Source organism: Lentzea sp. NPDC006480, assembly GCF_040611995.1.
Classification (GTDB): domain Bacteria; phylum Actinomycetota; class Actinomycetes; order Mycobacteriales; family Pseudonocardiaceae; genus Lentzea.
Map to the genome: position 1 here is coordinate 1 of NZ_JBEXPJ010000047.1, position 26,372 is coordinate 26,372.

The following is a 26,372-nucleotide window of genomic DNA, read 5'->3' on the forward strand; positions in this document are numbered from 1 at the left end:
ACTGGAAGATCCTGACCTTGCTGCAGGCCGACGGGCGCCTGTCGTTCACCGCGCTCGGCCGCGAGGTGTCGCTGTCCTACCAGCTGGCGAGAAGATCGAAGTGGAAGCCGGCGACGAACAAGAAGAAGGCGAACCAACGGACGTGGTAGCCGGGGTTCTCGCGGTCGAGCAGCCGTGCCAGCGGGCGCAGCACGACGAACCCGAACGTCGCTCCCAGCAGTGAGCCGAGCAGCGAGACGACGTAGAACGCGAAGCCAGGGACGTAGATGAAGGGCAGGAACACGAGCAGCCACGGGTGAGCCATGACCGTCGCGATCGTCCGTTCCATCAGGCTGTCACTGACCAGTCCCGCGATGACGAACGCGGTGATCGCCAAGAGCACGAGCAGCTCGACGTTCTCGCTGACGCGGTACCGCTCGCGGAACTCCTCCTGCCGCTTGAGCTGCCCGAGCACGAGCGACGCCTTCGCCGTCCGCGACGCGCCGCGGATCGGAATGCCGCTGTGAACCAGTGCTGCCGGAAGTCGCGCCAGGCGTCCAGCGTGGCGAGCAGCCGCAGCTGACGCAGCCGGGTGGTCGCCACCCCTGCGGATCCGCCAGCCCATGTCCGCAGCCGCGGAGGTCCGATGATGTCCAAGAGCACGACGAGCCCCGCCAGGAACTGGGTGGCTTTGCGCACGCGGCCCCACCACACGAGCGGCATGCCCCACAGCACGACCTGCTGCATCGATGTGCCGGTGCTCCAGAGCCGCCAGGCCTCCCAGAGATCGACCTGCATCAGCCCAGATCTGCCCACCGCACGCGAACGCGGTTCGTGATCGGCTCCGAGTCGGAGGTCTGCACGAACTCCAGCCACGGTCCGGGCTCCGGTCGCACCGACGCCCAGCCCTCACCGCTGCGCACCACCGGATGCCCGGTCGCCTGAGCGGAAGCCAGCGGATCCGGCGAGTCGACGACGACCGCGGCGATCACCCCGGTGTACTCGGGCCGCGGCTCCAGCACGCAGAACTCGTTGCCCTGCGGATCGCGCAGCACCACCCAAGGCACGTCACGCTGCCCGATGTCCGCGTGTTCGGCGCCGAGCTTCAGGGCCCGCGCCACGATGTCCGCCTGATGTTCGGGCGACGACGAGGCCAGGTCGAGGTGCACCCGGTTCTTCTCGATCTTCGGGGCGTCGCTCCACACGAACGTCAGCTCGATCTCGTCACCGGCGAACTCGGACCAGAACGCGGCCAGAGCGGAGGGATCGGCTGCGTCGAACGTGATTTCCACGCGTGCGAGGGTACTGTCTCGCGGGTGGCGAAGCTGGTGCTCGGACCGCTCCTCAGGTTTGTGAACGAGACGTCCGCGACCGTCTGGGTCGAGACGGACGCCTCCTGCGAGGTCACGATCGCGGGCCACACCGGGCGCACGTTCCAGGTCGGCGGCCAGCACTACGCCCTGGTGAGACTGGAGAACCTGGGGCCGCGCACCGAGTACGACGTCAGACTCGACCAGGAACTCGTCTGGCCGGAACCCGGCAGCAAGTTCCCGAAACCCGTCATCCGCACCGGTGAAGTCACCAGGATCGCCTTCGGGTCGTGCCGCGCCGCGCCGAACCAGCCGGTCGGCCCCGACGCCCTCGACGCCTTCGCGCAGCGGCTCATGCGCACGCCGGAACAGGACTGGCCGCAGGCGCTGATCCTGTTGGGAGACCAGGTCTACGCCGACGAACCCACCGAAGCCACGAAGCAGTGGCTCAACGAACACCGTCACGGCACGCAGGAACCCGACGGCGAGGTCGTGCACTTCCGCGAGTACGCCCACCTCTACCACGAGACCTGGGGCGACCCGGAGATCCGCTGGCTGCTCTCGGTCGTGCCCTCGTCGATGATCTTCGACGACCACGACGTGCGCGACGACTGGAACACCTCCGCGGTGTGGCGCCATGAAATGGCCGACAAGCCCTGGTGGCGCGACAGGATTCGCGGCGCCATCTCGTCGTACTGGGTGTACCAGCACCTCGGCAACCTCGGCCCGGACGAGCTCGCCAGGGATCCCTTGTACGCCAAGGTGAAGGCCCAGGGCACCGACGTGCTGCCGCTGTTGGAGGAGTTCGCCGAAGAGGCGGACAAGGAGACAGGGGGCCGCAAGTGCACGTGGTGGAGCTTCCGCCGCGACTTCGGCCGCGCCCGGCTGCTGATGATCGACACGCGCTGCGGCCGCATCCTGGAGAACGACGAGCGGAAGATGGTCAGCGACGCCGAGTTCGAGTGGCTTGAGCGAAACTCCCAGGGCGACTACGACCACCTGCTCATCGGCTCGTCGCTGCCGTGGCTGATGCCGCACGCGCTCAGCCACTTCCAGTCCCTCAACGAGATCGGCGCGCGCAAGAAGGGCTGGCAGGGCAGAGCGGCGGAGAAGATCCGGCAGGCGGCGGACCTGGAGCACTGGCCGGCGTTCCGCGAGTCGTTCGACCGGCTCACCCGCATGATCGAGAAGGCGGCGAACAACGGCGCCGCAACGGTTTGCGTGCTCTCCGGCGACGTCCACCACAGCTACGTCGCCGAAGCCGACTTCCCCACGCCGACGAAGGCGACGGTGACACAGCTCGTGTGCTCGCCGGTGCACAACGAGCCGCCGAACGTGTTCCTGCCGATCTTCCGGCTGTCGTGGTCGGCTACCGCGGCCTGGGTGTTCCGCCGCCTCGCGACGCTCGCCGGCGTGCCGAAGGACCTGATGCGCTGGCGCAAGACCAGCGGCCCGCACTTCGGGAACTCCGTGGCACTGCTGGAGTTCGACGGCCGCCGCGCCCGTTACCGGCTGTTGTCGGCGACGGGGGCGGAGACCGCCAACGTGCTACTTGGTCGCGAGCCGCAGTAGCGCCCAGAGCTGCGCGATCGCGTCGTGGTCACCGATCACCTGGACCATCCGGTCGGGCAACCGTCCCCACAGCCAGCGGTACATCGTCATCGGGTTCGCGGAGACCTGAGCGTCGGCGACGTGCACGTCCTCCGGATCGACCACGCGCCACGCCGACGCCCCCTGCGGACCGCAGCGCGTGAGCCACAGGTGGTCCTGGACCTGGATCGTGACCAGGCTGTCCCGCGACCCCCGCACGCCGAGCACGTCGAGCTTGTGCCCCAGCCACAACGTGAGCACCTCGTCGACGCCGTCGATCGCGACCTCGTCGGTGACCGGGCCGACCTCCATGCCCGCGGCGCCCTGGACGTCCATGCGGTGCACCGTCGTCTCGTGCGCGAGCCGTCGCCGCCAGAAGCCGTAGTTCTGCTGCACCGGCCACCAGGTCGCGCACGGCTCGTCCTCCTCGTGCGCCTCCAACTCCGCGAGCACGGCCTCCGCGCCCGACCGCATGAACTCCAGCGGATCCTCGCCCTCCGCCGGGAACTCCTGCCATTCCCCGGCTTCGGGCTCGCGGCCGAGCCGGATCCACTCCAGTGCCGACCGGTAGCCGCTGCCGACGTGCCGGACCGTCTCCCCGAGATTGAGCCCGGGACACGCGGGCACGCCCTTGTGCGGTGGCTGGCCGATCGCGGACATGGCGAGCAGTTCCGCTTCACGACGCAGCACTTCCAGAGCGTTCACCGCGGGGCCTCATTTTTGGCCTCGTTCATCGCGCGGTCGACGAGCGTCACGAACTGATCGGTCTGGCGCACCAGGTCGTCGGCCGTGCGCGCGTTGACGTGCCTTGTGATGCCTGCGAGCACAGCAGCACGCGTTGACGACCACGACGCGAAGAACGTGGCCCACTCGCTCATCTCCGGCGCCATCGTGGCGAGCAGCACCCACGCGCTGGTCGGTTTCGAACGCCCGCGATGGGGTCGTCCGCGTAACGCGAGCACCGCGGCGGCAGCACGCAACGCGGCGAGATAGGCCGTCGCGAACCGCTCCGGCGGCTCGGGCGTGCGTTCGGACTCGGCGAGCGACTCGCGAGCCTGCTGCAGCAGCGCGAGCGCGGATGCGGGCGGTAACGGGATGGGGAAGTCGATTGCAGTCATCTCGGCCTCCTCGTGGCGTCGGTGAACGACGTCTCCGCCGAGGGGAAGCCGGCGGCTCCCGGAGGTGGGGTGCTTCCCCCACCCCACCTCCGGGGCATGGTGCGACTCGAACACATGTTCGAGTCATGTCCAGCGTAGCTCCCGGCCGATGGATTCCTCAACCCGCCCCACCACGTACGGGCCAGTCGTGGTCTGATGGTGATGTGAGTGCGCTCGAACACCCCGGAATCCGCAAAGTCGCGGAAGCCCTGCCGGCCGCCACCGCCGAACGCATCGTTGTGCTGCCGGACGCCGTGCGGACAGCGGCAGCCGCGGCGGACGCGGTGGGCGTGCAGGTCGGCGCGATCGCGAACAGCCTGCTGTTCGCTGCGGTGCGCGACGGCGTGGCGGCTCCGCTGCTGGTGCTGACCTCGGGCGCGCACCGCGCGGACACGTCGATGATCGCCGAACTGGTGGGTGCGGACGCGGTCAGACGCGCCGACCCGGAGTTCGTGCGTGAGCACACGGGCCAAGTGATCGGCGGTGTCTCGCCGGTCGGGCATCCCGGGCCGATCGAGACCGTGGTGGACAGGGCCCTGTCCGGCTACGAGGAGATCTGGGCCGCGGCGGGCCATCCGCACGCCGTGTACCCCACGACCTTCGCGGATCTGGTGGCACTGACGGGCGGGCGCGTGGCGGTGGTGTCGGCATGACGGCCTCGCCGCGCCTGGAGCGCATCGTCGAGATGTCCGCCTCCGAGCTCAACGTCCGGCTCGGCGAAGCACTCTCGTTGTACGTGACGGCGATGAACTACCCGCCCGGCACCGTCGAGCAGCGCGCCCCGATGTGGCTCGCGCACATGATGCGCGAGGACTGGCGCTGTGTAGTCGCGCTGGGGGAGCAGGACGAGCTCGTCGGCATCGGCTACGGCTACCGCGGCGCGGCCGGGCAGTGGTGGCACGAACAGGTGCGGCGCGGGTTGATGGCCGTCTCGTCGCCCGCCGTCGTCGACGACTGGCTCACCGACTACTTCGAGCTGACCGAGCTCCACGTGCTGCCGCGGGCCCAGGGCCGCGGCCTCGGCGAGGACCTGTTGCGCCACCTCATGGAGGGCGTCAGCCCGTCTCGCGTGCTGCTGTCGACGCCCGAGGGCCCGAGCAAGGCGTGGAAGCTCTACCGCCGTGTCGGCTTCGTCGACGTGCTGCGGCACTACCAGTTCACCGGCGACCCGCGCCCGTTCGCGGTGCTCGGCCGCGCGCTCCCGTTGGCCTGACTCGTTCTGAGCGCCACCCCCGAGCTGCTCGCGGCTCGGGGGTTTCTGCTGTTCAACGCTCAGTGGTTGCGATCACTGAGGCCCAGCCCTACGCTCACCAATATGCAATATATTGGATATGGGTCACTGAAGGAGCGAGCCGCGGCCGAGATCAGGTCGGCGATCGTGCGCGGCGACCTGGAGCCGGGCACGGCCATCAAGGACGTCGAGCTGGCCGAGAAGCTCGGCCTCTCCCGCACCCCGGTCCGCGAGGCGCTCGCGACGCTGACCGACGAGGGCCTCGTCGAGACCAAGGCGCACGCCTACACCAGGGTCACCGCGCTGGAAGCGGAGCCGGTGCTCGACGCGCTCACCGTCGTGCAGTCGATGCACTCGCTCGCCATGGGCCTGGTCATCGAGCGGAAGTCGTTGACACCCGACGACATCGCCGCGATGCGCGCCGCCAACAAGGCCTTCAAGAAGGCACTCGACGCCAACGACGCCGTCGCCGCGCTGGCCGCCGACGACGAGTTCCACGCCGTGGCCATCCGCTGCTGCGACAACTTCGCGATCACCGCGACCATCGACCGCTACACGCCGCTGATCCGCCGCGCCGAGCACAGCCGCTTCTCCTCGGCTCACGCCCGCCACTCGGTCACCCAGCACCAGCAGATCATCGACGCCTGCGAGCAGGGCGACTCCGTGCTGGCCGCCAGCCTGGTCGACCAGAACTGGGACACGCTGAAGGACGAGCTGTGAACAGATTCCCGCTGCTCTTCGGTCCCTCGCCGGTCCACCGCCTGGACCGCCTGTCCGCGCACCTCGGCGGCGCCTCCGTGTGGGCGAAGCGCGAGGACTGCAACTCCGGCCTCGCCTACGGCGGCAACAAGACCCGCAAGCTCGAATACCTCGTCGCCGACGCACTCGCCACCGGCTGCGACACGCTGGTGTCGATCGGCGGCATCCAGTCGAACCACACCCGCCAGGTCGCGGCGGCCGCGGCGCGAGCGGGACTGAAAGCCGTGCTGGTGCAGGAAAGCTGGGTCGAGTGGTCCGACGTCGGCAGCGACCGGGTGGGCAACATCCTGCTCAGCCGCATGATGGGAGCCGACGTCCGCCTGGTGGACGCCGAGTTCGGCATCGGCGTCAAACCGGCCTGGGAGAAGGCCATCGAGGACGTCCGCGCGGCGGGCGGCAAGCCCTACCCGATCCCGGCCGGCGCCTCCGACCACCCGCTGGGCGGCATGGGCTTCGCGAACTGGGCCGACGAGGTCCGCCAGCAGGAAGCCCAGCTCGGCGTCTTCTTCGACACCATCATCGTCTGCTCGGTCACCGGCAGCACCCAGGCGGGCATGGTCGCCGGTTTCGCCGGCGACACCAACCGCCGCGTGCTGGGCATCGACGCCTCCGCCAAGCCCGCCGAGACCCTCGACCAGATCACCCGCATCGCCCACAACACCGCCAAGCTCCGCGAGGTCACGGTGTCCGAGAAGGACATCCTCCTCGACGACCGCTTCCACGCCGGCACCTACGGCATCGCCGACGAGTCCACAGTGGACGCCATGCGCCTCGGCGCGAGCCTGGAGGGCATGATCACCGACCCGGTCTACGAGGGGAAGTCGCTGGCGGGTCTAATCCACCTGGTGTCGTCGGGCGAGATCGACCGCGACTCCACGGTGCTCTACGCGCACCTCGGCGGACAGCCCGCCCTGAACGCGTACAGCTCGCTCTTCCCCGCCTAGCCCCGCCTCACCGAGTGTCACTCGGGCGGGTGAACCTTGTCCCGATCGCCCCAGGTCAGCGTCTTGTTCAGCATGGCGGGCGAAAAACGATGTCCTGATTCGCCAGTTCGCTCCCCCCGCATATATGCGGAGCGCGGGCGTGCGGACCGGGGAACGCGGACTGGGAACAGGAGACACGGACTGGGAACACGGAACGCGAACTTGGGGACGCGGACTGGGACACGGACTAGGAACAGGGGACGTGGGCTGGGAACGCGGGCAGGCAACGCGGACTGGGGACGCGGACTGGAGACGCGGACTGGGGGCGCGGGCAGGCGACGCGGACTGGGGACGCGGACTGGGGACGTGGGTTGGCGACGCGAGCGGGAGCGTGGACTGAGGACGCCGGCTTGCGACGCGGGCCGGGAGTGTGGTCCGGGATGCGGGCTTGGGAGCGTGGTCGAGGGACCTGCGGGGTGCGCACCGGCGGCGCTGGGCGCGTAGGTTTGTCGCGTCGGTCCGTGGGGGAGAGCCGAGGAGGGTTCGGTCAGGCTCGTAGTCGCAGGCCTTTCGGGGTGGCGCGGAAGCCAGCTTCCTGCAGCACGGAGGCGAGGTGCGAGGTCAGGGCGACCTCGCCGTCGGCCCGCTGCACGGCCAGCTGACCCAGCCAGCCGTCGCGGACCGCCCGGCTCAGCGCGTTGGCGGCCACGCGCAGCGTCGGGTCGTCGTCGGTGAACGACAGCAGGGATTTGCCGCCCCGCTCGACGTACAGCGCCGGGCTGCCGTCGACCAGTACGGCCAGCGCGCCCGCCTTGCGCGCCGGGCGATGTTTGCCCTCTCCCAGTGGATCCGGCCACGGCAGCGCGGCGCCGTAGGGCTGGGCCGGGTCGGCCGCGGCGAGCACCACGGCGGCTTGGTCGTCCGCTGCCGGTTGGCCAGGCGGCCGCGACAGGGCCCGCAGCCGGTCGACCGCGCCCCGCGCCGCGAACTGGGCGGCGCCCAAGCCCTCGACGACGTAGCCGCGGATGACCTGGCCCGACTCCTCCATCGCCCGCAGCACCTTGTAGACGCCGCTGAACCCGCCCGTCACGCGCTCGGTGTCGAGGGCGCCGCGGGTCAGCACGCCGTGGCGTTCCAGGAAGGCTTCGGCTCGGGCGTGTGCTCGGCGGGTCGGATCCGAAGCCGGGGGCACCGCCAGCGACCAACGGCCGGCGGCGGTCGGCGGGCCGGTGCGCGACGGCATGTCCGGACGGGCGGCGCGCAACCGGGCGTAGCGGCCGCGTGGGGCGCTGCGGCGAGGCTTGTGGGCCGCGCCGCCGCCGGACACCAAGGCGCGCAACGGGGACAGGGTGTCGTTGGTGATCAGGCCCGCCCACACCAGGTCCCACAGCGCGCCGACGACCTCGGCGTCCGTGCACTCCACGGACAGCGAGACCCGGTCGACCACCTGCCGGAAGAACAGGGCTCCACCGGACAGAGCTTCCAGGAGCGCCGTGTGCAGCGGCGACTCCGGGATGGACTCCAGTACCAGGTCGGGCAGCAGCAGGTCGGCCACATCCGTTGGGGCCAAGGCGATCCAGCCGTCGCCGCCGGCCAGAGAGCCGCAGCCCGTCCACGTCACCTCGCCGGACGCGGTCAGCTCGTCCAGCAGCGCCGGGTAGTAGCCCGGCAACCGCGAGGGGAGCAGCAGCGACTCCAGGGCGCTTGCCGGAAGTGGTGCTCCCGCAAGCTGTTCGACGACAGAGAACACGTCGTCGACCGTCGGTGCCGAGCGCAGCCGGCGGCCCAGGCCGTGCCACGACGGCAGGAACCTGCCCAGCGCCGCGGGTTCGACCGGTTCGACCTCGGATCGCAGCCGGGCCAGCGACGCACGGCGCAGCCGCCGGAGCACGTCCGCGTCGCAGTACTCGGTGTGCGTGCCACCGGGCCGGAGTTCGCCGCGCACCAACCGGCCCGTGGCCGCCATCCGTTCCAGCACACCCGTCACCACGGCCACGCCCAAGCCGAACCGGGTAGCCGGTTCCGTTGCGGCGAAAGGACCGTGGGTGCGGGCGTAGCGGCTCAGCAGCTCGCCTAGCGGATCCGCGACCGGTTCGGTGAAGGCTTCCGGCACGCCGACCGGCAGGGCCACACCCAAAGCGTCGCGAACCTTGCCCGCGTCCTCGATCGAGATCGAGCGTTCCTCACCGGCGATCCGGACGCGGATCACCCGGCGCTCGGCCACCAGCTCGTCCAGCCACTCGCGGGGCACACCGCGTTCGAGCGCCTCGGCGTCGGAGAGATCTCCCAGGAACCGCAACAGGTCTGCGGCGTCCTCGGCATGGCGCGGGCGGCGATCCTCGGACAGACGTTGCAGGCTGCGTTCGACCTCGGCCACGACCTCCGGGTCCAGCAGCTCCCGGATCGCCTCGGAACCGAGCAGCTCCGCGAGCAAGGTCGAGTCGAGCGACAGCGCCGCCGCACGACGTTCCGCCAGCGGAGCGTCGAGCTCGTAGAGGAACATGCCCACGTAACCGAACAGCAGGCTGCGCGCGAACGGCGACGGCGACGGCGTCTCCACCTCGACCACGCGCACCCGGCGCGCGCGGACGTCCGACATCAGCTCGCGCAGGCCCGGCACGTCGTAGACGTCCTGCAGGCACTCGCGCATCGCCTCCAGGACCACCGGGAACCGCTCGTACTTCGCCGCCACCGACAGCAGCTGGGCCGAGCGCTGACGCTGCTGCCACAACGGAGTCCGCCGTTTCGGATCACGGCGGGGGAGCAGCAGCGAGCGGGCGGCGCACTCGCGGAACCGGGCCGCGAACAACGCCGAACCGCCCACCTCCGCGACCACGATCTGCTCGACCTCGTCCGGATCGAGCAGCACGTCCTCGGCGCCCGCCGTCACCTCCACGCCCTCGTAGTCGAGCGCATCGGGCAACCGCAGCACGATGCCGTCGTCGGAGTGCGCGGCCTGCACCTCGACACCACGGCGTTCGCGCAGCCGGGCCGCGATCGCCAACGCCCACGGCGCGTTGACCTGGGCGCCGAACGGGGAGTGCACCACGAGCCGCCAGTCGCCCAGCTCGTCGCGGAACCGTTCCACCAGCACGGTTCTGTCGTTCGGGACGTGCCGTGTCGCGTCCCGCTGCTCGCCCAGATAGGCCAGCAAGTTGTCCGTCGCCCACTGGTCCAGCCCGGCGGAAGCGGCCCGTTCGCGCGCGGCCGAATCCTCCATTGTGGACACTTCGCGGAGGAACTTGCCCATCGCCCGGCCCAGTTCCAGCGGGCGGCCCGGCGCGTCGCCCTTCCAGAACGGCATCCGCGCGGGCTGACCCGGCGCGGGCACGACAATCACTCGATCGTGGGTGATGTCCTCGACCCGCCACGACGACGTGCCCAGCAGGAACGTGTCGCCGACGCGCGACTCGTAGACCATCTCCTCGTCGAGCTCGCCGACGCGGGAGCCCGGACCGTTCTCCGACGGCGGCGTCATCACCGCGAACAGCCCGCGATCGGGGATCGTGCCGCCGGAAGTGACGGCCAGACGTTGAGACCCCGGCCGGCCGCGCAGTTCGGAGTTCACCCGGTCCCAGGTGATTCGCGGCCGCAGCTCACCGAACTCCTCGGACGGGTACCGGCCGGACAGCATGTCCAGCACGGCGTGCAGTGCCGAGTCCGGCAGCCCGGCGAACGGCGCGGCCCGCCGCACCAGCCCGGTCAGCTCCTCGACCGTCCACGTCTCCATCGCCACCATCGCGACGATGTGCTGAGCCAGCACGTCCAGGGGATTGCGCGGGAACTTCACGGCCTCGATCGAGCCGTTCTGCATCCGTTCCGCCACCACCGCGCACGACACCAGGTCACCGCGGAACTTCGGGAACATCACGCCCCGCGACACCGCACCGACCTGGTGACCGGCGCGACCGACGCGTTGCAGCCCCGAAGCGACCGACGGCGGCGCCTCGACCTGCACCACCAGGTCGACCGCGCCCATGTCGATGCCGAGCTCCAACGACGACGTCGCCACCACACACGGCAGCCGCCCGGACTTCAGGTCCTCTTCTACCGCGGTGCGTTGCTCTCGCGACATCGACCCGTGGTGCGCGCGGGCCACGGACGCGGTCTTCTGCACGGTCATCCCGGACTGGCCGATCGCCTCGGCGGGGAACGACTCCAGCTCGGCGGCTTCTTCGGCGAGCTCGTTCAGGCGCGCGGTCAGCCGTTCCGCGAGCCGCCGCGAGTTCGCGAACACGATCGTCGACCGGTGCGCCCGCACCAGTTCGAGCACACGTGCCTCGACCGACGGCCAGATGGACGTGCGTTGCTCGGCACCGGCAGCCGAGCCCGACACCTCACCCGTCGGCTGGCCGAGCAGCGCCATGTCCTCGACCGGCACCTCCACCTCGACCTGGATGGTCTTGGGGGTCTTCGGCTGCACCACCGACACCGGACGCCCGCCGGCGAGGAAGGTGCTGATCTCCTCGACCGGCCGCACCGTCGCGGACAGCCCGATCCGCTGAGCAGGCTTTTCGAGCAGTGCGTCCAGCCGTTCGAGTGACAACGCCATGTGCGCGCCGCGCTTGGTGCCCGCCACCGCGTGCACCTCGTCGATGATCACCGTCTCCACGCCGCGCAACGACTCGCGCGCCGAGGAGGTGAGCAGCAGGAACAACGACTCCGGCGTCGTCACCAGCACGTCCGGGGGAGTGCGCCCGAACGCTCGCCGCTCCTCCGGAGAGGTGTCGCCCGTCCTCATGCCCACGGTGATCGACGGCTCGGACAAGCCGAGCCGGTGCGAGGCCTGCCGAATACCGGCCAAAGGTGCGCGCAGATTTCGTTCGACGTCCACCGCCAGCGCTTTCAACGGTGACACGTAAAGCACCCGGCACCGTCGTTTCGGCTCCGCCGGGACCGAGGAAGAAGCCAGCCGGTCCAGTGCCCACAGGAACGCGGCCAGCGTCTTGCCCGAACCCGTGGGGGCGATGACCAGCGCGTGCTCGCCCGCCGCCGCGGCCGCCCACGCACCCGTCTGGGCCTGGGTGGGCGCGGCGAAAGCCCCGGCGAACCACTGCCTGGTCGCCGGTGAGAAAGCTTCCATCACGTCCATGCCGACCATCATGACAACCGGGTCTGACAATTTCTGATTGTGCAGGTCCGAGCACCTGTCGAAGGGCGCTGTGGCACGATCACCCGCAGTACGTCCTGCGAGGGGAGCACGGTGCGCGTCCTGTCCGTCGACCTGGGCACCGCCAACACGGTTGCGGTGCTGTCCGACCACGGTGTGGTGGATCTGGACGGAGGGCCCACCATGCCCTCGTCCGTCTACCTCGACGAGGACGGCACCCTGCTCGTCGGCAAAGAAGCGGAGCGGCGTTCGCGCCAGGACCCGTCGCGCTACGAGGCGAACCCGAAGCGCCACATCGACTCCGCGACGATCAAGCTCGGCGAGACGAACCTGCCGGTCAACGACGCGCTCGCGGCAATCTACGCGCGCGTGATGGAGGCCGTCACCCCGCTGCTCGGCGACACCCCGCTCGACGAGATCCGCCTGACGCACCCGGCGGAATGGGGCCCGACCAGGCGCAACAAGCTGCTGTCGTCGGCCAGGCTCGCCGGCATGACGGGCGAGCTGGTGCCCGTTCCCGAGGCCATCGCGGTGGCCTCGCTCGGCGGTGGCCGCCCGCTCGCGATCTACGACTTCGGAGCCGACACGTTCGACGTCTCCGTGCTCGACTCGGAGCACCGCATCCTCGCCGACGGCAGCCTCAGCGACGTCGGCGGCCTCGACATCGACCAGGCGCTGCTGGAACACATCGGCCGCAGCGTCTCGCACAAGGACCCGGCCGGCTGGCAGCGGTTGCTGCGCCCGGTCACCGTGGACGACCACCGCGCCCGGCTCGGCCTGCGCGAGGAGCTGCGCCTCGCCAAGGAGGACCTCTCCGAGCTGCCTCAGGTCGAGGTGATGATGCCGGAGCCGTTCGAGAAGGTCCTCGTCACCCGCGGCGAGCTGGAGGCGCTGATCCGGCCGAGCCTGATCCGCACCACCGAGCTCCTCATCACCACCGTGCACAAGGCGGGCGTCACGCCGCAGCACGTCTACCTCGTCGGCGGCTCCTGCCGGATGCCGCTGGTCGCGCAGGTCATCGCGGAGAAGGTCGGCATCGTCCCGACCAACCCGGACAACCCGGAGACGATCGTCGCGTCCGGCGCGCAGGTCGTGGACCGCGCGATGATCACGCTGAAGCCGGAGGACGACAAGCCCCGCTACGTCGAGCCGCCGACCGTGGTGACGGCGCCGGTCAGCCCGGCCGTCAGCGGCCCGCACCCGGTCGGCCCGCACGTCAGCGGCCCGAACCCGGTGATCAGCGGGTCGTACCCGAACCCGAACGTGAGCGGGCCGTACTCGGCGAGCGGCACCTACCAGCTGACTTCGCAGTACCCGATGAACCCGAACGTCAGCGGCAGCTACCCGATGAACTTCCCGCAGCAGCAGATGCCGCCGAAGAAGGACAACAAGAAGGTCCTCCTCGGCATCGGCGGCGCGGTGGTGGCACTGGCCCTCGTCATCGGCGCGGTGTTCGCGTTCAACGGCCCGGACCTGCCCAGCGCGGACGAGTGCAAGGACGACACCGCGCAGGACGGCCAGGGCTTCACCAAGTGCCTGCGCCAGCTCGCGGGCCACGTGCCGGACGGCGGCGGCTGCGAGAAGGCCGACTCCGCGCAGATCACCGGCATGGAGGAGATCAAGGGCACGGTCGTGAGCTGCACGATCCGCGACGGCTACGCGGTCCAGTACATCCTCACCGACAGCGTCACCGGCGCCGAGAACAACGTCGAGGCCATCGCGAAGTCGTTCCAGACCGACCGCGTCGAGGCCGACTGGACCGGCAACGGCCTGGAGGGCAGCTACCGCGCGGCCACGTCGAGCGGCACCGGCGTGCTGGTGTTCACGGCCAAGGGACGGCCCATGTTCGGCATCCTCACCAAGAACGCCGAGGAGAACGCGAACGAGCTCAAGCCGGACGAAATCGCCGATTTCTTCGAGCGGACCGTTCAACCGGGTGAGTAAGCGCCCCTGATGGACCTGTCGGCGCGCGGGTCCCGCGTGCCACCATCGCGATCATGGTGACCGTCGCGCCGCAGGTCGAACGCGTGCAGCGCAAGGTCGTCCGCGTGCTGACCGGCACCCAGATCCTGGGGTCGGCGGCCGTGACGATCGGCCTCGCGATCAGCACGCTGATCGCCGCGTCGCTGTCCGGGTCCGATGCCGTCGGCGGGCTCGCCCAGACCGCGGCCGTCGCCGGTGCCGCGCTGCTCGCCTTACCCGGTGCGCGTCTGGCGCAACGGCGTGGGCGTCGTCCCGCGTTGATCCTCGGCTACAGCATGGGCGCGCTCGGTGCCGTGATCGCCGCTGTCGCCGTGGGTGCCGGGGTGTGGCCCGTGTTGTTGGTAGGGCTGCTCCTGTTCGGAGGGGCCTCCAGCGCGAACTACGCGGCTCGTTATGCCGCAACGGATCTGGCGGATCCACAACGGCGTGCGCGCGAGCTCTCGCGGGTGGTGTGGGCGGCGATGATCGGCGCGATCATCGGGCCGAACCTGGCTGATCCCGCTGGACGGCTCGCGGCTCTTCTCGGTCTGCCCGTGGGTGTCGGGCCGTTCCTGCTTGCCGCCGTGGTGCTCGGCGCCGCGGTGCTGGTGATCCAGTTCGGGCTGCGGCCGGACCCGCTCGTGGTCGTGAGAAGCACTCGGCCGGTTGAATCTCCGCACTGCACCGGCGGTGGCACTCCAGGTGGTCTGAAGATCTGGGGAGCGCTCGGGCCGATGGCACGACTTGCACTCGTTGGAGTGATGTTGTGCCACACCGCGATGGTCGGGCTGATGTCGATGACACCGGTGCACATGAACCACGCCGGGTCGTCGTTGCGCGTGGTCGGCGTGGTGATCAGCCTGCACGTGGCCGCGATGTACGCCGCGAGCCCGTTGTTCGGGTGGATGGCGGACCGGCTGGGGCGGGTGCCGGTGCTCGCGATCGGCGCGTCGCTGGTGGTGGCGGCGTCCGGGATCGCCGGGATGGCGCCGTCGCACGACGCTCCGCAGCTCGCCGCGGGGCTGGTGCTGCTCGGGTTCGGCTGGTCCGCGGGGCTGGTGTCCGGGTCCGCGTTGCTCACCGAATCCGTGCGGGTCGAAGATCGGCCCGCCGCGCAGGGGCTGTCCGATCTGGTGATGAACGTCGGCGGGGCCGTTGGTGGCGCGGTGTCCGGGATCGTCGTGACGGCGTGGTCGTACGCGGCGCTCGGGCTGATCGTCGGGTTCACCGCGCTGCCGTTGCTCGTGGTGTGCCTCTTCGCGTCGCTGCGAAAGCCCGTTCGTTAGGGTCTTGCGGTGCGCATCACCATGTTCCGCAAACTCATGGCGGGGGAGTTCGGCCAGGTCAGGGCCGAGATGATCGCCCGCGACCACGTGCTGTCGTCGCTGGGAGGACGTACCGCCGACGACGCGTTGGAGGCGGGAATCGGCGCCAAAGAGGTCTGGGTCGCGGTCTGCGACGCGTTCGAAGTTCCGGAAAATCGACGCTGAGCCCGCGGTTCGGAGTGTCACGTGTGCTCGAACACGTGTTCGGCTACAGTGGCCCCGACCCCCGGCTTCGCAGAATTGTCAGACCCCGCCAGTAGCGTCAGGTCCAACATGACGAAGCAACGGCAGACGACAAAAGGTGGACCCAAGATGGCACCCGCAGCACCCGACCGGGACAAGGCGCTCGAGCTGGCCCTGGCGCAGATCGACAAGCAGTTCGGCAAGGGCTCCGTGATGCGCCTCGGTGAAGAGGGCCGTGCCCCGATCGCCGTGATCCCGACCGGCGCGATCGCCCTGGACGTGGCGCTCGGCATCGGTGGCCTGCCGCGCGGCCGGGTCGTCGAGATCTACGGTCCGGAGTCGTCGGGTAAGACGACCGTGGCGCTGCACGCCGTGGCGAACGCGCAGAAGGCCGGCGGCATCGCGGCGTTCATCGACGCCGAGCACGCGCTCGACCCCGAGTACGCGAAGAAGCTGGGCGTCGACACCGACGCGCTGCTGGTCTCCCAGCCCGACACCGGTGAGCAGGCGCTGGAGATCGCGGACATGCTCGTCCGCTCCGGCGCGCTCGACATCCTGGTCATCGACTCGGTCGCCGCCCTCGTGCCGCGCGCCGAGATCGAGGGCGAGATGGGCGACAACCACGTCGGTCTGCAGGCCCGCCTGATGAGCCAGGCGCTGCGCAAGATCACGGGTGCGCTCAGCGCGTCCAACACGACCGCGATCTTCATCAACCAGCTGCGCGAGAAGATCGGCGTGATGTTCGGCTCCCCGGAGACCACGACCGGTGGTAAGGCGCTGAAGTTCTACGCCTCCGTGCGTCTGGACGTGCGCCGCATCGAGACCCTGAAGGACGGCGGCGAGCCCGTCGGCAACCGCACCAGGGTCAAGGTCGTGAAGAACAAGGTCGCGCCGCCGTTCAAGCAGGCCGAGTTCGACATCCTCTACGGCAAGGGCGTCAGCCGCGAGGGCTCGCTCATCGACATGGGCGTCGACCAGGGCATCCTGCGCAAGTCGGGTGCCTGGTACACCTACGAGGGCGACCAGCTGGGCCAGGGCAAGGAGAACGCCCGCAAGTTCCTGCTGGACAACCCGGACATCGCGAACGAGGTCGAGAAGCGCATCAAGGACAAGCTCGGCATCGGCGCCACCCTCGACGCTGACGAGACGGTTCCCGCCGCTCCGGTCGAGTTCTAAGAGGTTCCTGGTTTGGACGAGGCTGAGGAGCAGCGCAAGGCACGCGACATCTGCTACGCGCTGCTCACCGCTCGGGCCCGATCCCGGCAGGAACTGTACGACGCGTTGCTGCGCAAGGGGATCAGCGCCGGTGCCGCCGAGGTCGTCCTCGGCAAGTTCGATCGCGCCGGTCTGATCGACGACGCGCAGTTCGCCGAGATGTGGGTGCGCTCCCGGCACACCTACAACGGCCTGGGCCGTCGTGCCCTCGCGATGGAGCTGCGCCGCAAGGGCGTCGCTGACGAGGTGGTGGCCGAGGCCGTCGCCGCGGTCGACGGCGATGCGGAGGAGGAGCGGGCCCGCGAGCTGGTCCGCAAACGTCTCCGCGCGCTGTCCGGGGTGGACGAGACGACCAAGATCCGCCGCCTGGTGGGTGCGTTGGCGCGCAAGGGATACGCCGAGGGTCTCGCGTATCGCGTGGTGCGCGACGAGCTCCGGGCTGCCGGTGACGAGGCGTCGGCGCTGGACGAGCCCTGGTCCTAGGCCAGGGTTTGTGGCTCGGCCGTGTGGTCGCCACCGCGGTAACAGCCCGGGGTGCCGCATGGTGGGTGCGTTGGCGCGCAAGGGTTGCACGAAAGGGCGTCGCTGGTGCCGGTGTCAGGTCTGCCGCTCGGCCGGCTTCCGGTGGACGAACAGGTCGACGCCCTGCGAGCGATCCTCGTCCGCAACGAGCTGCTGATGGAGGTCCTGCACCGCGCCGCGAAGCTCGACCTTCCCGGCTGGTACCTGACCGCCGGGTGCGTGTTCCAGACGGTGTGGAACGTCGTCACCGACCGGCCACCAGCAGCGGGCATCAAGGACTACGACCTGTTCTACTTCGACGACTCCGATCTCGGCTGGGACGCCGAGAACGAGGTCGTCCAGGCCGGCGAACGCGCGTTCCGCGATCTGCGGGGCAGGTCGAGATCCGCAACGAGGCCCGCGTGCACCTCTGGTACGAGGACCGCTTCGGAGTTCCCTGCGAGCCCCACACCTCCACCGAAGCGGCCATCGACTCCTTCGCGGCCACGACGTGCTGCGTCGGCGTCCGGCTCGGCGCAGCGGACAGGTGGTGGATCTACGCGCCGCACGGCCTTGCGGACGTGTTCAACCTCGTCGTCCGCCCGAACCCCGTGCTCGCCCCGCGCAGTGTGTACGAGGCGAAAACCCTGCGGTGGCGCGAACAATGGCCCGAGCTCACCGTGTTGCCCTGGCCGGTGCCGGTCGCCGAGGGCGGCTGATTACATCGTGCGCGAGTAGTCTGGTGTCGTGAGCACCACTCCCGACGCGCCGTCCGAGACCATTCCCACCGTCTCCGACCTGCTCTGCTTCGACCTGTACACGACGTCGCGAGCGGTCACGGGCTTCTACCGCCCGATCTTGGACAAGGCCGGCATCACCTACCCGCAGTTCCTGGTGATGCTGCTGCTGTGGGAGCGCGACTCGCGGCCGATCCGGGAGCTCGTCCACGAGCTCGACCTCGAGTACAGCACGCTGTCGCCGTTGATCAAGCGGCTGGAGAAGAGCGGGCTGCTGGTGCGCGTCACGCATCCCGACGACGAACGGTCCGTGCTCGTGCAGCTCACCGACAAGGGTCGTGACCTGCAGTGGATCGGCGGCGAGATGACCAGCAAGCTCGGTGAGGCGCTCGGCATGACCAACGACGAGATCGCCGTCCTCCGCAAGGCGTTGCACCGGGTCAAGCACGGCGCCGAGCGCTAGTCACCTATCGAGTGACCTGAATTACATCGCGCACGAGGTACCTCGTCGGGTAACTTACATCGTGCACGACCTAATCGAGCGCGATGCACCGCCACCACGGTGCCCGACGAGAGAGTGAGAGAGCAATGCGAGTTCGTAAGGTGTTCGCCGTTCTTGGGACCCTGCTGGCGCTGGCTGCTGTTGTCCCGTCGGGTGCCGGAGCCTCGGAGGAGACCGAGAAGTCCGGTGCCAAGAAGCCGACCGTCGTGCTGGTGCACGGCGCGTTCGCGGACGCATCCAGCTGGAACGGTGTCGTGGAACGCCTACAGCGCAAGGGATTCCCGGTCGTCGCGGTGGCGAACCCGCTGCGCTCGCTCACCGGTGACGCGACATACCTGCGCAAGGTGCTCGCCTCGATCGACGGGCCGATCGTGCTCGCCGGGCACTCCTACGGCGGCATGGTCCAGTCCGAGGCGGCCCTGGGCAACCCGAACGTGAAGTCGCTCGTCTACGTCGCGGCCTTCGCACCGGAGAAGGGCGAGAGCGCGCTGGAACTCTCGAACAAGTTCCCCGGCAGCACTCTCGGCGACACGCTGTCGACCATCGACATCGGCGACGGCACCAAGGACCTGGTGATCCAGCAGGACAAGTACTGGCAGCAGTTCGCGGCCGACGTCTCCCGCAAGGACGCGACGCTGGCGGCGGCGACGCAGCGGCCGGTCAACGACACCGCGCTGACCGAGAAGGCCGGCGAGCCCGCGTGGCACCAGATCCCGTCGTACTTCGTGGTGGCGGGCAAGGACAAGAACATCCCCGTCGCGGCCCAGAAGTGGATGGCCGAGCGCGCCTACGCCAAGGCTGTCGTCGAGGTCCGCAACGCCTCGCACTCGGTCGCCGTGTCTCAGCCGGAAACCGTGGCCGACCTGATTGTCCGCGCGGCGCGTTAGTAGAAGCAGAAAGCCGGGGCGCAGCAGGGGCGCCCCGGCTTTCGCCTTGTCCGGAGAACGCTACGGCTTCGTCACCTTGCAGCCCGGCAGCGCCAGGTTCAGCTTCGTGCCGGGGCCGAAGCACGAGACGAAGTCGAACGTCTGCTGGCCGTAGTTGATGCCCTTGCGGACGGTGACCTTGCCTGCGGCGTCGACCTCGCACGGGTTGTTCATCGTGCAGCGGCCGCCGCTCTCGTTGCCGGTGTTGTTGATGCCGACGACCTTGCCGCTCACGTTGTCGATGATCGGCGAACCCGAGGTGCCGCCGATGGTGTTGCACGACGGCGTGTAGCGGATCGAGTCGCGCCAGGTCCAGTCGGCTTCCTTGAGCTGGTAAACGAAACCGTCGACCTGGCAGGAGTAGATCCGCTTCCAGTAGCCGGAGACGACGCGGATGTCGGTCTTGGCCACGGGGTGCGAGGCCGACAGCTCCAGTGCGCGAATCCCGTACTGCTGCTGGATCTGCTCGTACGTCTGGTCGAGCTGGTAGAACGCGGCGTCGGTGCCGGTCATCGTCGCGTAGAGGAGCTTGGCGGTGGTCAGCGTCGCCACGGTGCCGGAACCGGCACTGTTGAGCAGCTTGACCGAGCGCCTCTCGGGCCGGTCGACGACGGCCAGGTTCGCCTTCATGAGCTGGTAGCAGTGGCCGTTCGTGAGCATGAGCGCCTTGTCCGCGGGAGCTGAGCTGGGCAGGCGGACGAGCGAGCCGGAGCAGTTGCTGAGTGCCACGGTTCCGGCGAAGTCGACGGCGGCCTGGGCGGGTGCCGTCGTCACGCCTAGTGCGGCGATCGCCGCGAGCAGGGTTACGACGAGTCGTCGTGCCATGTGCAGGGTTCCTTTCAGGGATGGCATCCAGCGCCAAGCCTGTACGGATCGTATCTACCTCGCTACCGACGGAAGTCGGCTGACGTGCCGTGAGTAACTCGATCGAGTGGCGCCCGAGTACGGCGCTAACGGGCCAAGCGGACCAATCGACGTGGTGGTCACACATCGCAACCGCCAGGAGCCGTGATGACCTATCCGACCCAGCCCGTATACACCCCGCCTCCGGTCGCACCGCAGAAGCCCACACGGTTCGGCGCGCTCGCGTGGGCGGCGGTGATCCTCGGGATCGTCGGTGTCGTCTGCTCGTGGGTCATCTTCCTCAACAACCTCACCGCCATCGCCGCGTTCGTCGGACTCGTGCTCGGTGTGATCGGGTTGTTCGGTACGCGCAAGGTCCTCGCCGTGATCGGTGTCGTCCTTTGCGTCGCCGCGATCGTCTTCACGGTGGTGGCCCAGCAGGCCGCGGTGAAGGAGCTCGACAACATCCTCAACGGCACCACGAACCAGACCGGTGCGGAGCCCCCGAAACAGGAGGCGCTCGTCAAGCCGCCGACCTGGGGCGAGCGGTACACGTGGGAGAACGGCCTCTCGGTCGAGGTCGCCGCGCCGGTCGCGTGCACGCCCGGCCAGTACGCGGCGCCGGCGAACATCGCCCGCGCGGTGAAGTTCAAGGTCACCATCACCAACGGCACCAGCGCGGCGTTCGAGACCGCGCTGCTGACGATCGGCAACGACGCGCAGTTCAACGGGCAGCAGGCGGAGCGGATCTTCGACAGCAGCGGGTGCGGCAGCACGTTCGACACGACGACCGTGTTGCCCGGCAAGACCTACACCTACGACGTCGCGTACTCCGTCGGCAAGCAGCCCGGTGAGATGCAGCTGGTGTTCGAGCCGAGCTTCAACTCCGACAAGGCCGCGTTCGTCGGTCAGGCGTAAACCGTTCGCGAGCGGGCGCTCGGACGGGTTACAAGTAGGGCATGTTGCGCAAGTACCCGCGAACGCCCCATCTGGAGGGCTCGCGCCTGCAACCGGGCGACGAGGACCTCGACCAGGTGCCGTTCCGCGCGATCGCGGGACGGCACCTCGTCGTCGAGGAGAAGCTCGACGGTGCCAACGCCGGCATCAGCTTCGACTCCTCAGGCACGCTGAAGTTGCAGTCACGCGGCCATTTCCTGACCGGCGGACCGCGCGAGCGCCAGTTCGCGCCGTTGAAGGCATGGGCCGCGACGCACCAGAGCGTGCTCTGGGAGCGGCTCGGCACGCGCTTCGTCCTCTACGGGGAATGGCTCTACGCCAAGCACACCGTGTTCTACGACGCGCTGCCGCACCACTTCTGCGAGTTCGACCTGCTCGACCGCGAGACGGGTGACTTCCTGTCCACACCGGAACGCCGCCGCGTGCTCGCCGGAACGCCGGTGGTGTCCGTGCCCGTGCTGCACGAGGGCCCGTTGCGGACGTTGAAGGACCTGACTTCGCTGATCGGCCCGTCCACCTGCCGCACCGCTGCGTGGCGTGACGCGCTGGTCGAGGCGGCGCTGGCGGCGGGGCAGGACGCGGAAGCCGTTGTCGCGGAAACGGATTCCGACGACCACATGGAAGGCCTCTACATCAAGGTGGAGGAGAACGGCCGCACCGTCGAGCGCTACAAGTGGGTGCGGCCGACGTTCCTCACCGCCGTGCTGGACTCGGGCAGCCACTGGCAGGACCGCCCGATCCTGCCGAACCGGGCGGTGTCCGGTGTTTGAATCACTCTGCCCCATCGGTCCACAGTGGACTCTCGACTGGGACGCCGTCCGCGCGGCGTTCCCATGGGTGCGTGCAATGGAAGGCGTGCCTCAGGACCCGATCCACCACGCGGAAGGCGACGTCGCCACGCACACCCGGATGGCGTGTGAGGCGCTCGTCTCGTTGCCGGAGTGGCGCGCACGTCCAGAGCCCGACCGCGTGCGCCTGTTCGCGACGGTGCTGCTCCACGACGTGGCGAAGCCGTTCCGCACCCAGATCGACGACGGCCGCGTCACCGCCCACGGCCACTCGCGCGCCGGGGATCTCCTGGCGCGCAAGCTGTTGTGGGAGATGGGCCGCCCGATCGCGTGGCGCGAGCAGATCGCGGCCCTGGTGCGCCACCACCAGGTTCCGTTCTGGGCGCTGGAACGTCCCGACCTCGACCAGATCGCGTTCCGGGTGAGCCTGGTCGCTCGCAACGACGACCTCGCGACGCTCGCCCGCGCCGACATCCTCGGCCGGATCTGCGGTGACGCCGAGTCGGTGCTGGAGAACATCGCGCTGTTCGAGGAGTACTGCCGCGAACGTTCGTGTCTCGACCGTCCGCGTCTCTTCCCGTCCGACCACGCCCGGTTCCAGTACTTCCGCACGCCCGGCCGCGACCCGGACTACGCCGCTTACGACGACACGCGCGTCGAGGTGACCGTGCTGTCCGGTCTGCCGGGGGTCGGCAAGGACCACTGGACAGCCGCTCATCGTCCAGGCTGGCCGGTCGTCAGCCTCGACTCCGTGCGCTCCCGGCTCGGCATCGCGCCCGACGGCGACCAACGCGCGGTAGCAGCCGCAGCGTTCGAGGAAGCGCGGGTGCTGCTTCGTGCGGGAGAACGGTTCGTCTGGAACGCGACCAACATCTCCCGCCAGCTGCGCGACCGCTGCATCGGCCTCGCCGCCGACTACCGCGCCCGGATCACGCTCGTCGGCCTCGAAGCTCCTCAATCGGTGATCCACTCGCGCAACCGCGCCCGCCCGGAACCGGTGCCGGCCGCGGTGATCGATCGGCTGATCGACAAGTGGGAAGCGGTCGACGTCACCGAGGCGCACGCCGTCGAACGGGTGGACACGGCACAAACCTAGACACGTACTCAGCGCCGGCCGCGATGCCTCATACAAGGGACCCCTGTGACCCTCCGGAGGCACTCGCCATGACCGACGTTCCGCTGACCAGATCCGTCCGCCTCATCTTCGAGTTCACCTCGGACGGCGTCCGGCTGTTGGAGCAGCATCCGGTCAACGCGACCGTCGGGCTCTTCCGCGAGAGTCACACTCCTCGAGACGCCGGTGACTACGTCGAGGTCCGCGACCACGGCGGCCGGACCCTCAGCCGCGTGCCGGTCCGGGCAGGCCTCGGCAGCAACGTCGAAACCTTTCCCCGAGATCCATATATCAGTTCGGACGCGCCGCGCGTGCTGACCGTCGTCGTCCCCGCTCCACCCGACGCCGACCACGTCGCCGTCGTCCGCGACACCCGCTCGGCCGGGGGCACCACCGGACCCGCCACCATCGAGGTCCTCGGCACGTTTCGCCTCTCACCCTGATTATGTCAACCCAGCACCCCGCCGACCTGCGCCTTAGCAATGACTCTTTGGACGACGTCGTCAAAAAACTCATTGCTAAGGCGGCAGGCGGTGGGTGATATATCGGGTGGCGAGGGCTGCGCAGCCGATATATCAGTTGGTGGGCAGGCGGCTAGCGGCGGTGTTCGCCGTGGTGGCCGACGGCTCGGACCAGCCAGAGGGTGCCCGCGGCGGCGACGACCAGGACGATGATCCCGGTGATGAAGCCGATGCTCGTGGGGGAGTCGTCGGGCTGTGCGGGTGGGCTGGCGATGGGCTGTTTCTGGGTGATGGCGGGGATGTCCGTCATCTGCAGGGAGTTCGACTTCACCAGGCCGGTGCCCTCCAGCAGGAGCATGTGCTTGAGCAGGAGCGTCAGACCGGTTTGAGCGGCGATGCGCGCGGGGACGCTCTTGGTCGTCGCGCGGGCCCGGGCGACCTGAGTGATCAGGGAACCGTCGGCGGCGCGGGACAGGTTCGCGTACATGCGGTCGAGCTCGTCGCCGGAACTCGACGAGATGGCGTTCGCCCACGACTTCTGCTCGGTGGTCGGTTCGGTCGGCAGGTCGACGCCGATCTGCGAGGCCGCCTCCGTGACCGCCGAGACGAGCTGGGTGTGTTCGGCGGCGAGCTGGCCCGCGACCTTGCGGACCTTCGCGTCCCGGGCCCGGTCGGAGCTCTCGCGGCTCGCCGGTTTCTGCCACAGCGAATGCTGGGTGAGCAGCACGAGCAATTCCCGGTCCGACGGTTCGATGTTCTGGCCGATGACGCGAACCGCGTTCACCTGTGCCTTGACCGCCACCAATTCCAGCGCCGACGGGTCGACCAGTCCAGTGTTCTCGAGGACCGTCATCGTGCGGATGAGCATTTGAACGGTTTGGTGGGCCAGCGTGCGAATTGTGGTGTTCTGCGTGGTGGCTCGCGTTTGCACGGCCATTACGAGAAGCCCGCCCTGGGTCTGGCGCACGATCGTCGCGTAGGCGCGGTCGTGGTTGTCGCCGGTGCGTTCTGCCATCTCGTTGATGAGTGACTGGTGTTCACTGCTCACGTCGTTCGGCAGCACCACGCCTAGTTCGCCGGCGGCTTTCAGCAGATCGACGTCGAGTCGAGAATGTCCTTCGAAGATGTCCCTTCCGGCGTTGCTGATACCCGCATTCGTGGTACGTGCCGGAGCCTCTTTGCTGATTGGCACGAGCCAAGAGTTCGCTTGGCGCAGAGATACCATGAAAGAGCGTTCCGAGGGTTGCACGTCGGTCGACTGCGCATTTGCCGGAACTGCTCCGATGAGCGCTCCCAGAAATACAGCCGACAAGACGGCAAACAGCGCTGCGTGCTGCCCCAGCGTGCCCAACCGGTGACGCATAGTGCCCGTTCCTCCCCGCGATCGAGCTGCCTTCGAAGGTAATACGCGCAGGTGGAGCCGTAGTTCACGGGACATGCGAAGATGCCTATGTGACGTGGATCACAGCGGAACTTGCGAACCATTGAGGCCGGATTTACGTACCCGAGAGGATTTCGTGTTCACGATGTAGGATGCGAAGGATTCCACTCGGCCACCGAGTCGCTAGGCCTGCCGCCCGAAGCGAAGCCGTCGCCGATATCTGGGGAGGTCGCAAGCTTCATGGTTGATCAGGGCAGGGTCGCACAAGCCCACCAGGACGACGAATTGCTCACGCTCCTCTACGGGCAGTTCCAGCGGATGCTGTTCTCGCAGGTCCTGTGTCTGACCAACTACGACCGTCAATGGACAGAAGATGTCGTCCAGGAGACGTTGATCAGGGCTTGGCAGAACTCCGCGCACCTTGTTCGTGAACCGGGGATGTTGCGCGGGTGGCTTTGTACTGTGGCTCGTCGCATTGTGATCGACGGATGGCGCAGTCGCCAGGCGCGGCCACAGGAAGTGGAATTGCTTCGTCCGGACATCGCCGAATCTCCGGACGACACAGAACAGACACTTTCCGTAATGGTCATTACTGATGTAGTACGCCAATTGAGTGATGAACACCGTTCAGCCATCTACGAAACGTATGTCATGGGACGAACTGTGAAGGAGGCGGCGATCGTTCTCGGAGTTCCAGAAGGAACCGTCAAGTCCCGGCTGTACAAGGCCATGCACACGATCCGCCGGGCGCTGCAGGACAGGAGCTAGCGGGATGGTGACCCGTCAACCACATCACGAGCACGTGTACGTAGTGGGACCAGGAGCCGCAGACCCAGGAGAAGACACCGAAAACCGCACGAGCCCCGACGGGCCGTGCGGTGATGTTGCGGCGTATGTGCTCGGGGTGCTCGACCCCGCCCAGCACGTGATCTTCTCCCGGCACCTAGCCGGGTGCGAGAGCTGCCGGCATGACGCGGCTGACTTCGGCATGTTCGCGCCGGTGCTGCGTCAGGTCGTCCATCCACCTGCCGGGCACCGCAGGTGTCACATCGCGGGTCACGTCACCCGCGGCATCCTGATGCTGGCGGCGGGCGTCGTGGTGGCCATCGCCGCGGTGCTGACGGTCGTGGAGTCGTTGTCCGCGAACACCGTCGATCCCGTCGAAGCCGGCACCCTGACGCGTGCGGAGTCTGCTCACGGTGAGCCGTTTCCGCTGTTCAGGCATGTATGAAGCGACCGGTGACCCGATGAGCGCGCAGGCCAGGCGGAGCCATCCGCTCACCAGCCTCGCCCAGATCATCGCGTTCTCCCGAACAGCTCACAGTTCCGTTAACCGTTACCTGTGGGTAAGTTTGCCCGACGACGAAGCGCAGGTCTCTACGGTCCTCACCGAAGGAACACCGAAACGTTTGACCTGT

General features: G+C 68.8%; 26 protein-coding genes and 1 pseudogene. 20 read left to right on the top strand and 7 right to left on the bottom strand.

What is annotated here, in order from left to right; translation table 11 throughout:
- Positions 1–76: 76 nt before the first annotated feature.
- Both ABZX92_RS20255 and ABZX92_RS20260 read right to left on the bottom strand, forming a co-directional pair.
- Entirely contained in the window at positions 77–604 is a 528-nt protein-coding gene (locus ABZX92_RS20255; protein ID WP_355561352.1) for a hypothetical protein, read from the bottom strand.
- Positions 605–776: 172 nt separating this feature from the next.
- Positions 777–1,271 carry a VOC family protein gene (locus ABZX92_RS20260; RefSeq protein ID WP_355561355.1) on the bottom strand — a complete coding sequence of 165 codons (495 nt, stop codon included), beginning with the start codon at positions 1,269–1,271 and terminating at the stop codon, positions 777–779.
- 24 nt (positions 1,272–1,295) lie between these two features.
- Between ABZX92_RS20260 and ABZX92_RS20265 the strand changes: the two genes are divergently transcribed.
- A complete protein-coding gene (locus ABZX92_RS20265) occupies positions 1,296–2,861 on the top strand; it encodes an alkaline phosphatase D family protein (protein ID WP_355561357.1) in 1,566 nt (521 codons plus the stop codon).
- On the opposite strand, the gene ABZX92_RS20270 is transcribed toward ABZX92_RS20265, so the two are convergent.
- Together ABZX92_RS20270 and ABZX92_RS20275 are read right to left on the bottom strand one after the other, a co-directional pair.
- Entirely contained in the window at positions 2,838–3,584 is a 747-nt protein-coding gene (locus ABZX92_RS20270) for a maleylpyruvate isomerase N-terminal domain-containing protein (protein ID WP_355561360.1), read from the bottom strand. The genes ABZX92_RS20265 and ABZX92_RS20270 overlap by 24 nt on opposite strands.
- Positions 3,581–3,997, bottom strand: a complete 417-nt coding sequence (locus ABZX92_RS20275; protein WP_355561363.1) for an SAV_6107 family HEPN domain-containing protein — start codon at positions 3,995–3,997, stop codon at positions 3,581–3,583. The genes ABZX92_RS20270 and ABZX92_RS20275 overlap by 4 nt, the downstream gene beginning before the upstream one ends.
- Before the next feature lie 203 nt (positions 3,998–4,200).
- Between ABZX92_RS20275 and ABZX92_RS20280 the strand changes: the two genes are divergently transcribed.
- The 4 genes from ABZX92_RS20280 to ABZX92_RS20295 all read left to right on the top strand — a co-directional run bounded on the left by ABZX92_RS20280 (position 4,201) and on the right by ABZX92_RS20295 (position 6,970).
- The gene (locus ABZX92_RS20280; RefSeq protein ID WP_355561365.1) at positions 4,201–4,689 is read left to right on the top strand and encodes a YbaK/EbsC family protein; all 489 of its coding nucleotides are present in this window, start codon (positions 4,201–4,203) and stop codon (positions 4,687–4,689) included.
- A complete protein-coding gene (locus ABZX92_RS20285; RefSeq protein WP_355561369.1) occupies positions 4,686–5,249 on the top strand; it encodes a GNAT family N-acetyltransferase in 564 nt (187 codons plus the stop codon). Before ABZX92_RS20280 ends, ABZX92_RS20285 begins: the two co-directional genes overlap by 4 nt.
- Before the next feature lie 102 nt (positions 5,250–5,351).
- Positions 5,352–5,987: a GntR family transcriptional regulator gene (locus ABZX92_RS20290; protein WP_355561372.1), complete on the top strand. Its 636-nt coding sequence runs from the start codon at positions 5,352–5,354 to the stop codon at positions 5,985–5,987.
- Complete coding sequence (locus ABZX92_RS20295) at positions 5,984–6,970, top strand: 1-aminocyclopropane-1-carboxylate deaminase (RefSeq protein WP_355561374.1); 987 nt, start codon at positions 5,984–5,986, stop codon at positions 6,968–6,970. Before ABZX92_RS20290 ends, ABZX92_RS20295 begins: the two co-directional genes overlap by 4 nt.
- 526 nt (positions 6,971–7,496) lie before the next feature.
- Here the strand turns inward: ABZX92_RS20295 and ABZX92_RS20300 are convergent.
- Positions 7,497–12,053: an ATP-dependent helicase gene (locus ABZX92_RS20300; protein ID WP_355561475.1), complete on the bottom strand. Its 4,557-nt coding sequence runs from the start codon at positions 12,051–12,053 to the stop codon at positions 7,497–7,499.
- A gap of 99 nt (positions 12,054–12,152) precedes the next feature.
- Between ABZX92_RS20300 and ABZX92_RS20305 the strand changes: the two genes are divergently transcribed.
- The 9 genes and pseudogenes from ABZX92_RS20305 (at position 12,153) to ABZX92_RS20345 (ending at position 19,371) form a co-directional block, all read left to right on the top strand.
- Positions 12,153–14,003: an Hsp70 family protein gene (locus ABZX92_RS20305; protein ID WP_355561377.1), complete on the top strand. Its 1,851-nt coding sequence runs from the start codon at positions 12,153–12,155 to the stop codon at positions 14,001–14,003.
- A 53-nt stretch (positions 14,004–14,056) separates the two neighbouring features.
- Positions 14,057–15,307, top strand: a complete 1,251-nt coding sequence (locus ABZX92_RS20310; protein WP_355561379.1) for an MFS transporter — start codon at positions 14,057–14,059, stop codon at positions 15,305–15,307.
- Between the two features lie 9 nt (positions 15,308–15,316).
- Complete coding sequence (locus tag ABZX92_RS20315; protein WP_045309365.1) at positions 15,317–15,511, top strand: DUF3046 domain-containing protein; 195 nt, start codon at positions 15,317–15,319, stop codon at positions 15,509–15,511.
- Positions 15,512–15,658: 147 nt separating this feature from the next.
- Complete coding sequence (recA, locus tag ABZX92_RS20320) at positions 15,659–16,705, top strand: recombinase RecA (RefSeq protein ID WP_045309366.1); 1,047 nt, start codon at positions 15,659–15,661, stop codon at positions 16,703–16,705.
- 12 nt (positions 16,706–16,717) lie between these two features.
- Complete coding sequence (locus ABZX92_RS20325) at positions 16,718–17,227, top strand: regulatory protein RecX (RefSeq protein ID WP_355561382.1); 510 nt, start codon at positions 16,718–16,720, stop codon at positions 17,225–17,227.
- Between the two features lie 195 nt (positions 17,228–17,422).
- Positions 17,423–17,569 (top strand): annotated as a pseudogene (locus tag ABZX92_RS20330) (nucleotidyltransferase family protein); the annotation flags it as partial.
- Positions 17,570–17,667: 98 nt separating this feature from the next.
- Positions 17,668–17,964, top strand: a complete 297-nt coding sequence (locus tag ABZX92_RS20335) for a nucleotidyltransferase family protein (protein ID WP_355561385.1) — start codon at positions 17,668–17,670, stop codon at positions 17,962–17,964.
- Positions 17,965–17,992: 28 nt separating this feature from the next.
- Entirely contained in the window at positions 17,993–18,445 is a 453-nt protein-coding gene (locus ABZX92_RS20340) for a MarR family transcriptional regulator (RefSeq protein ID WP_355561387.1), read from the top strand.
- Positions 18,446–18,570: 125 nt separating this feature from the next.
- Positions 18,571–19,371, top strand: coding sequence for an alpha/beta hydrolase (locus ABZX92_RS20345; RefSeq protein WP_355561390.1), 801 nt, complete (start codon positions 18,571–18,573; stop codon positions 19,369–19,371).
- 60 nt (positions 19,372–19,431) lie between these two features.
- On the opposite strand, the gene ABZX92_RS20350 is transcribed toward ABZX92_RS20345, so the two are convergent.
- Entirely contained in the window at positions 19,432–20,235 is an 804-nt protein-coding gene (locus ABZX92_RS20350; RefSeq protein WP_355561392.1) for a serine protease, read from the bottom strand.
- 186 nt (positions 20,236–20,421) lie between these two features.
- On the opposite strand from ABZX92_RS20350, the gene ABZX92_RS20355 reads away from it, so the two are divergent.
- From ABZX92_RS20355 to ABZX92_RS20370, 4 genes are all read left to right on the top strand, one after another.
- Positions 20,422–21,171, top strand: a complete 750-nt coding sequence (locus ABZX92_RS20355) for a hypothetical protein (RefSeq protein WP_355561394.1) — start codon at positions 20,422–20,424, stop codon at positions 21,169–21,171.
- Between the two features lie 41 nt (positions 21,172–21,212).
- Positions 21,213–21,980: an RNA ligase family protein gene (locus ABZX92_RS20360; RefSeq protein WP_355561397.1), complete on the top strand. Its 768-nt coding sequence runs from the start codon at positions 21,213–21,215 to the stop codon at positions 21,978–21,980.
- Between the two features lie 76 nt (positions 21,981–22,056).
- The gene (locus ABZX92_RS20365; protein WP_355561400.1) at positions 22,057–23,094 is read left to right on the top strand and encodes an AAA family ATPase; all 1,038 of its coding nucleotides are present in this window, start codon (positions 22,057–22,059) and stop codon (positions 23,092–23,094) included.
- 68 nt (positions 23,095–23,162) lie between these two features.
- A complete protein-coding gene (locus ABZX92_RS20370) occupies positions 23,163–23,555 on the top strand; it encodes a hypothetical protein (RefSeq protein WP_355561403.1) in 393 nt (130 codons plus the stop codon).
- 151 nt (positions 23,556–23,706) lie between these two features.
- Here ABZX92_RS20370 and ABZX92_RS20375 read toward each other — a convergent pair whose 3' ends face one another.
- Positions 23,707–24,936: a DUF4142 domain-containing protein gene (locus ABZX92_RS20375; protein WP_355561406.1), complete on the bottom strand. Its 1,230-nt coding sequence runs from the start codon at positions 24,934–24,936 to the stop codon at positions 23,707–23,709.
- A gap of 258 nt (positions 24,937–25,194) precedes the next feature.
- Between ABZX92_RS20375 and ABZX92_RS20380 the strand changes: the two genes are divergently transcribed.
- Together ABZX92_RS20380 and ABZX92_RS20385 are read left to right on the top strand one after the other, a co-directional pair.
- On the top strand, positions 25,195–25,722 hold the full coding sequence (locus ABZX92_RS20380) for a sigma-70 family RNA polymerase sigma factor (RefSeq protein ID WP_355561408.1): 528 nt from the start codon (positions 25,195–25,197) through the stop codon (positions 25,720–25,722).
- A 34-nt stretch (positions 25,723–25,756) separates the two neighbouring features.
- Positions 25,757–26,185: a zf-HC2 domain-containing protein gene (locus ABZX92_RS20385; RefSeq protein WP_355561411.1), complete on the top strand. Its 429-nt coding sequence runs from the start codon at positions 25,757–25,759 to the stop codon at positions 26,183–26,185.
- Positions 26,186–26,372 lie beyond the last annotated feature (187 nt).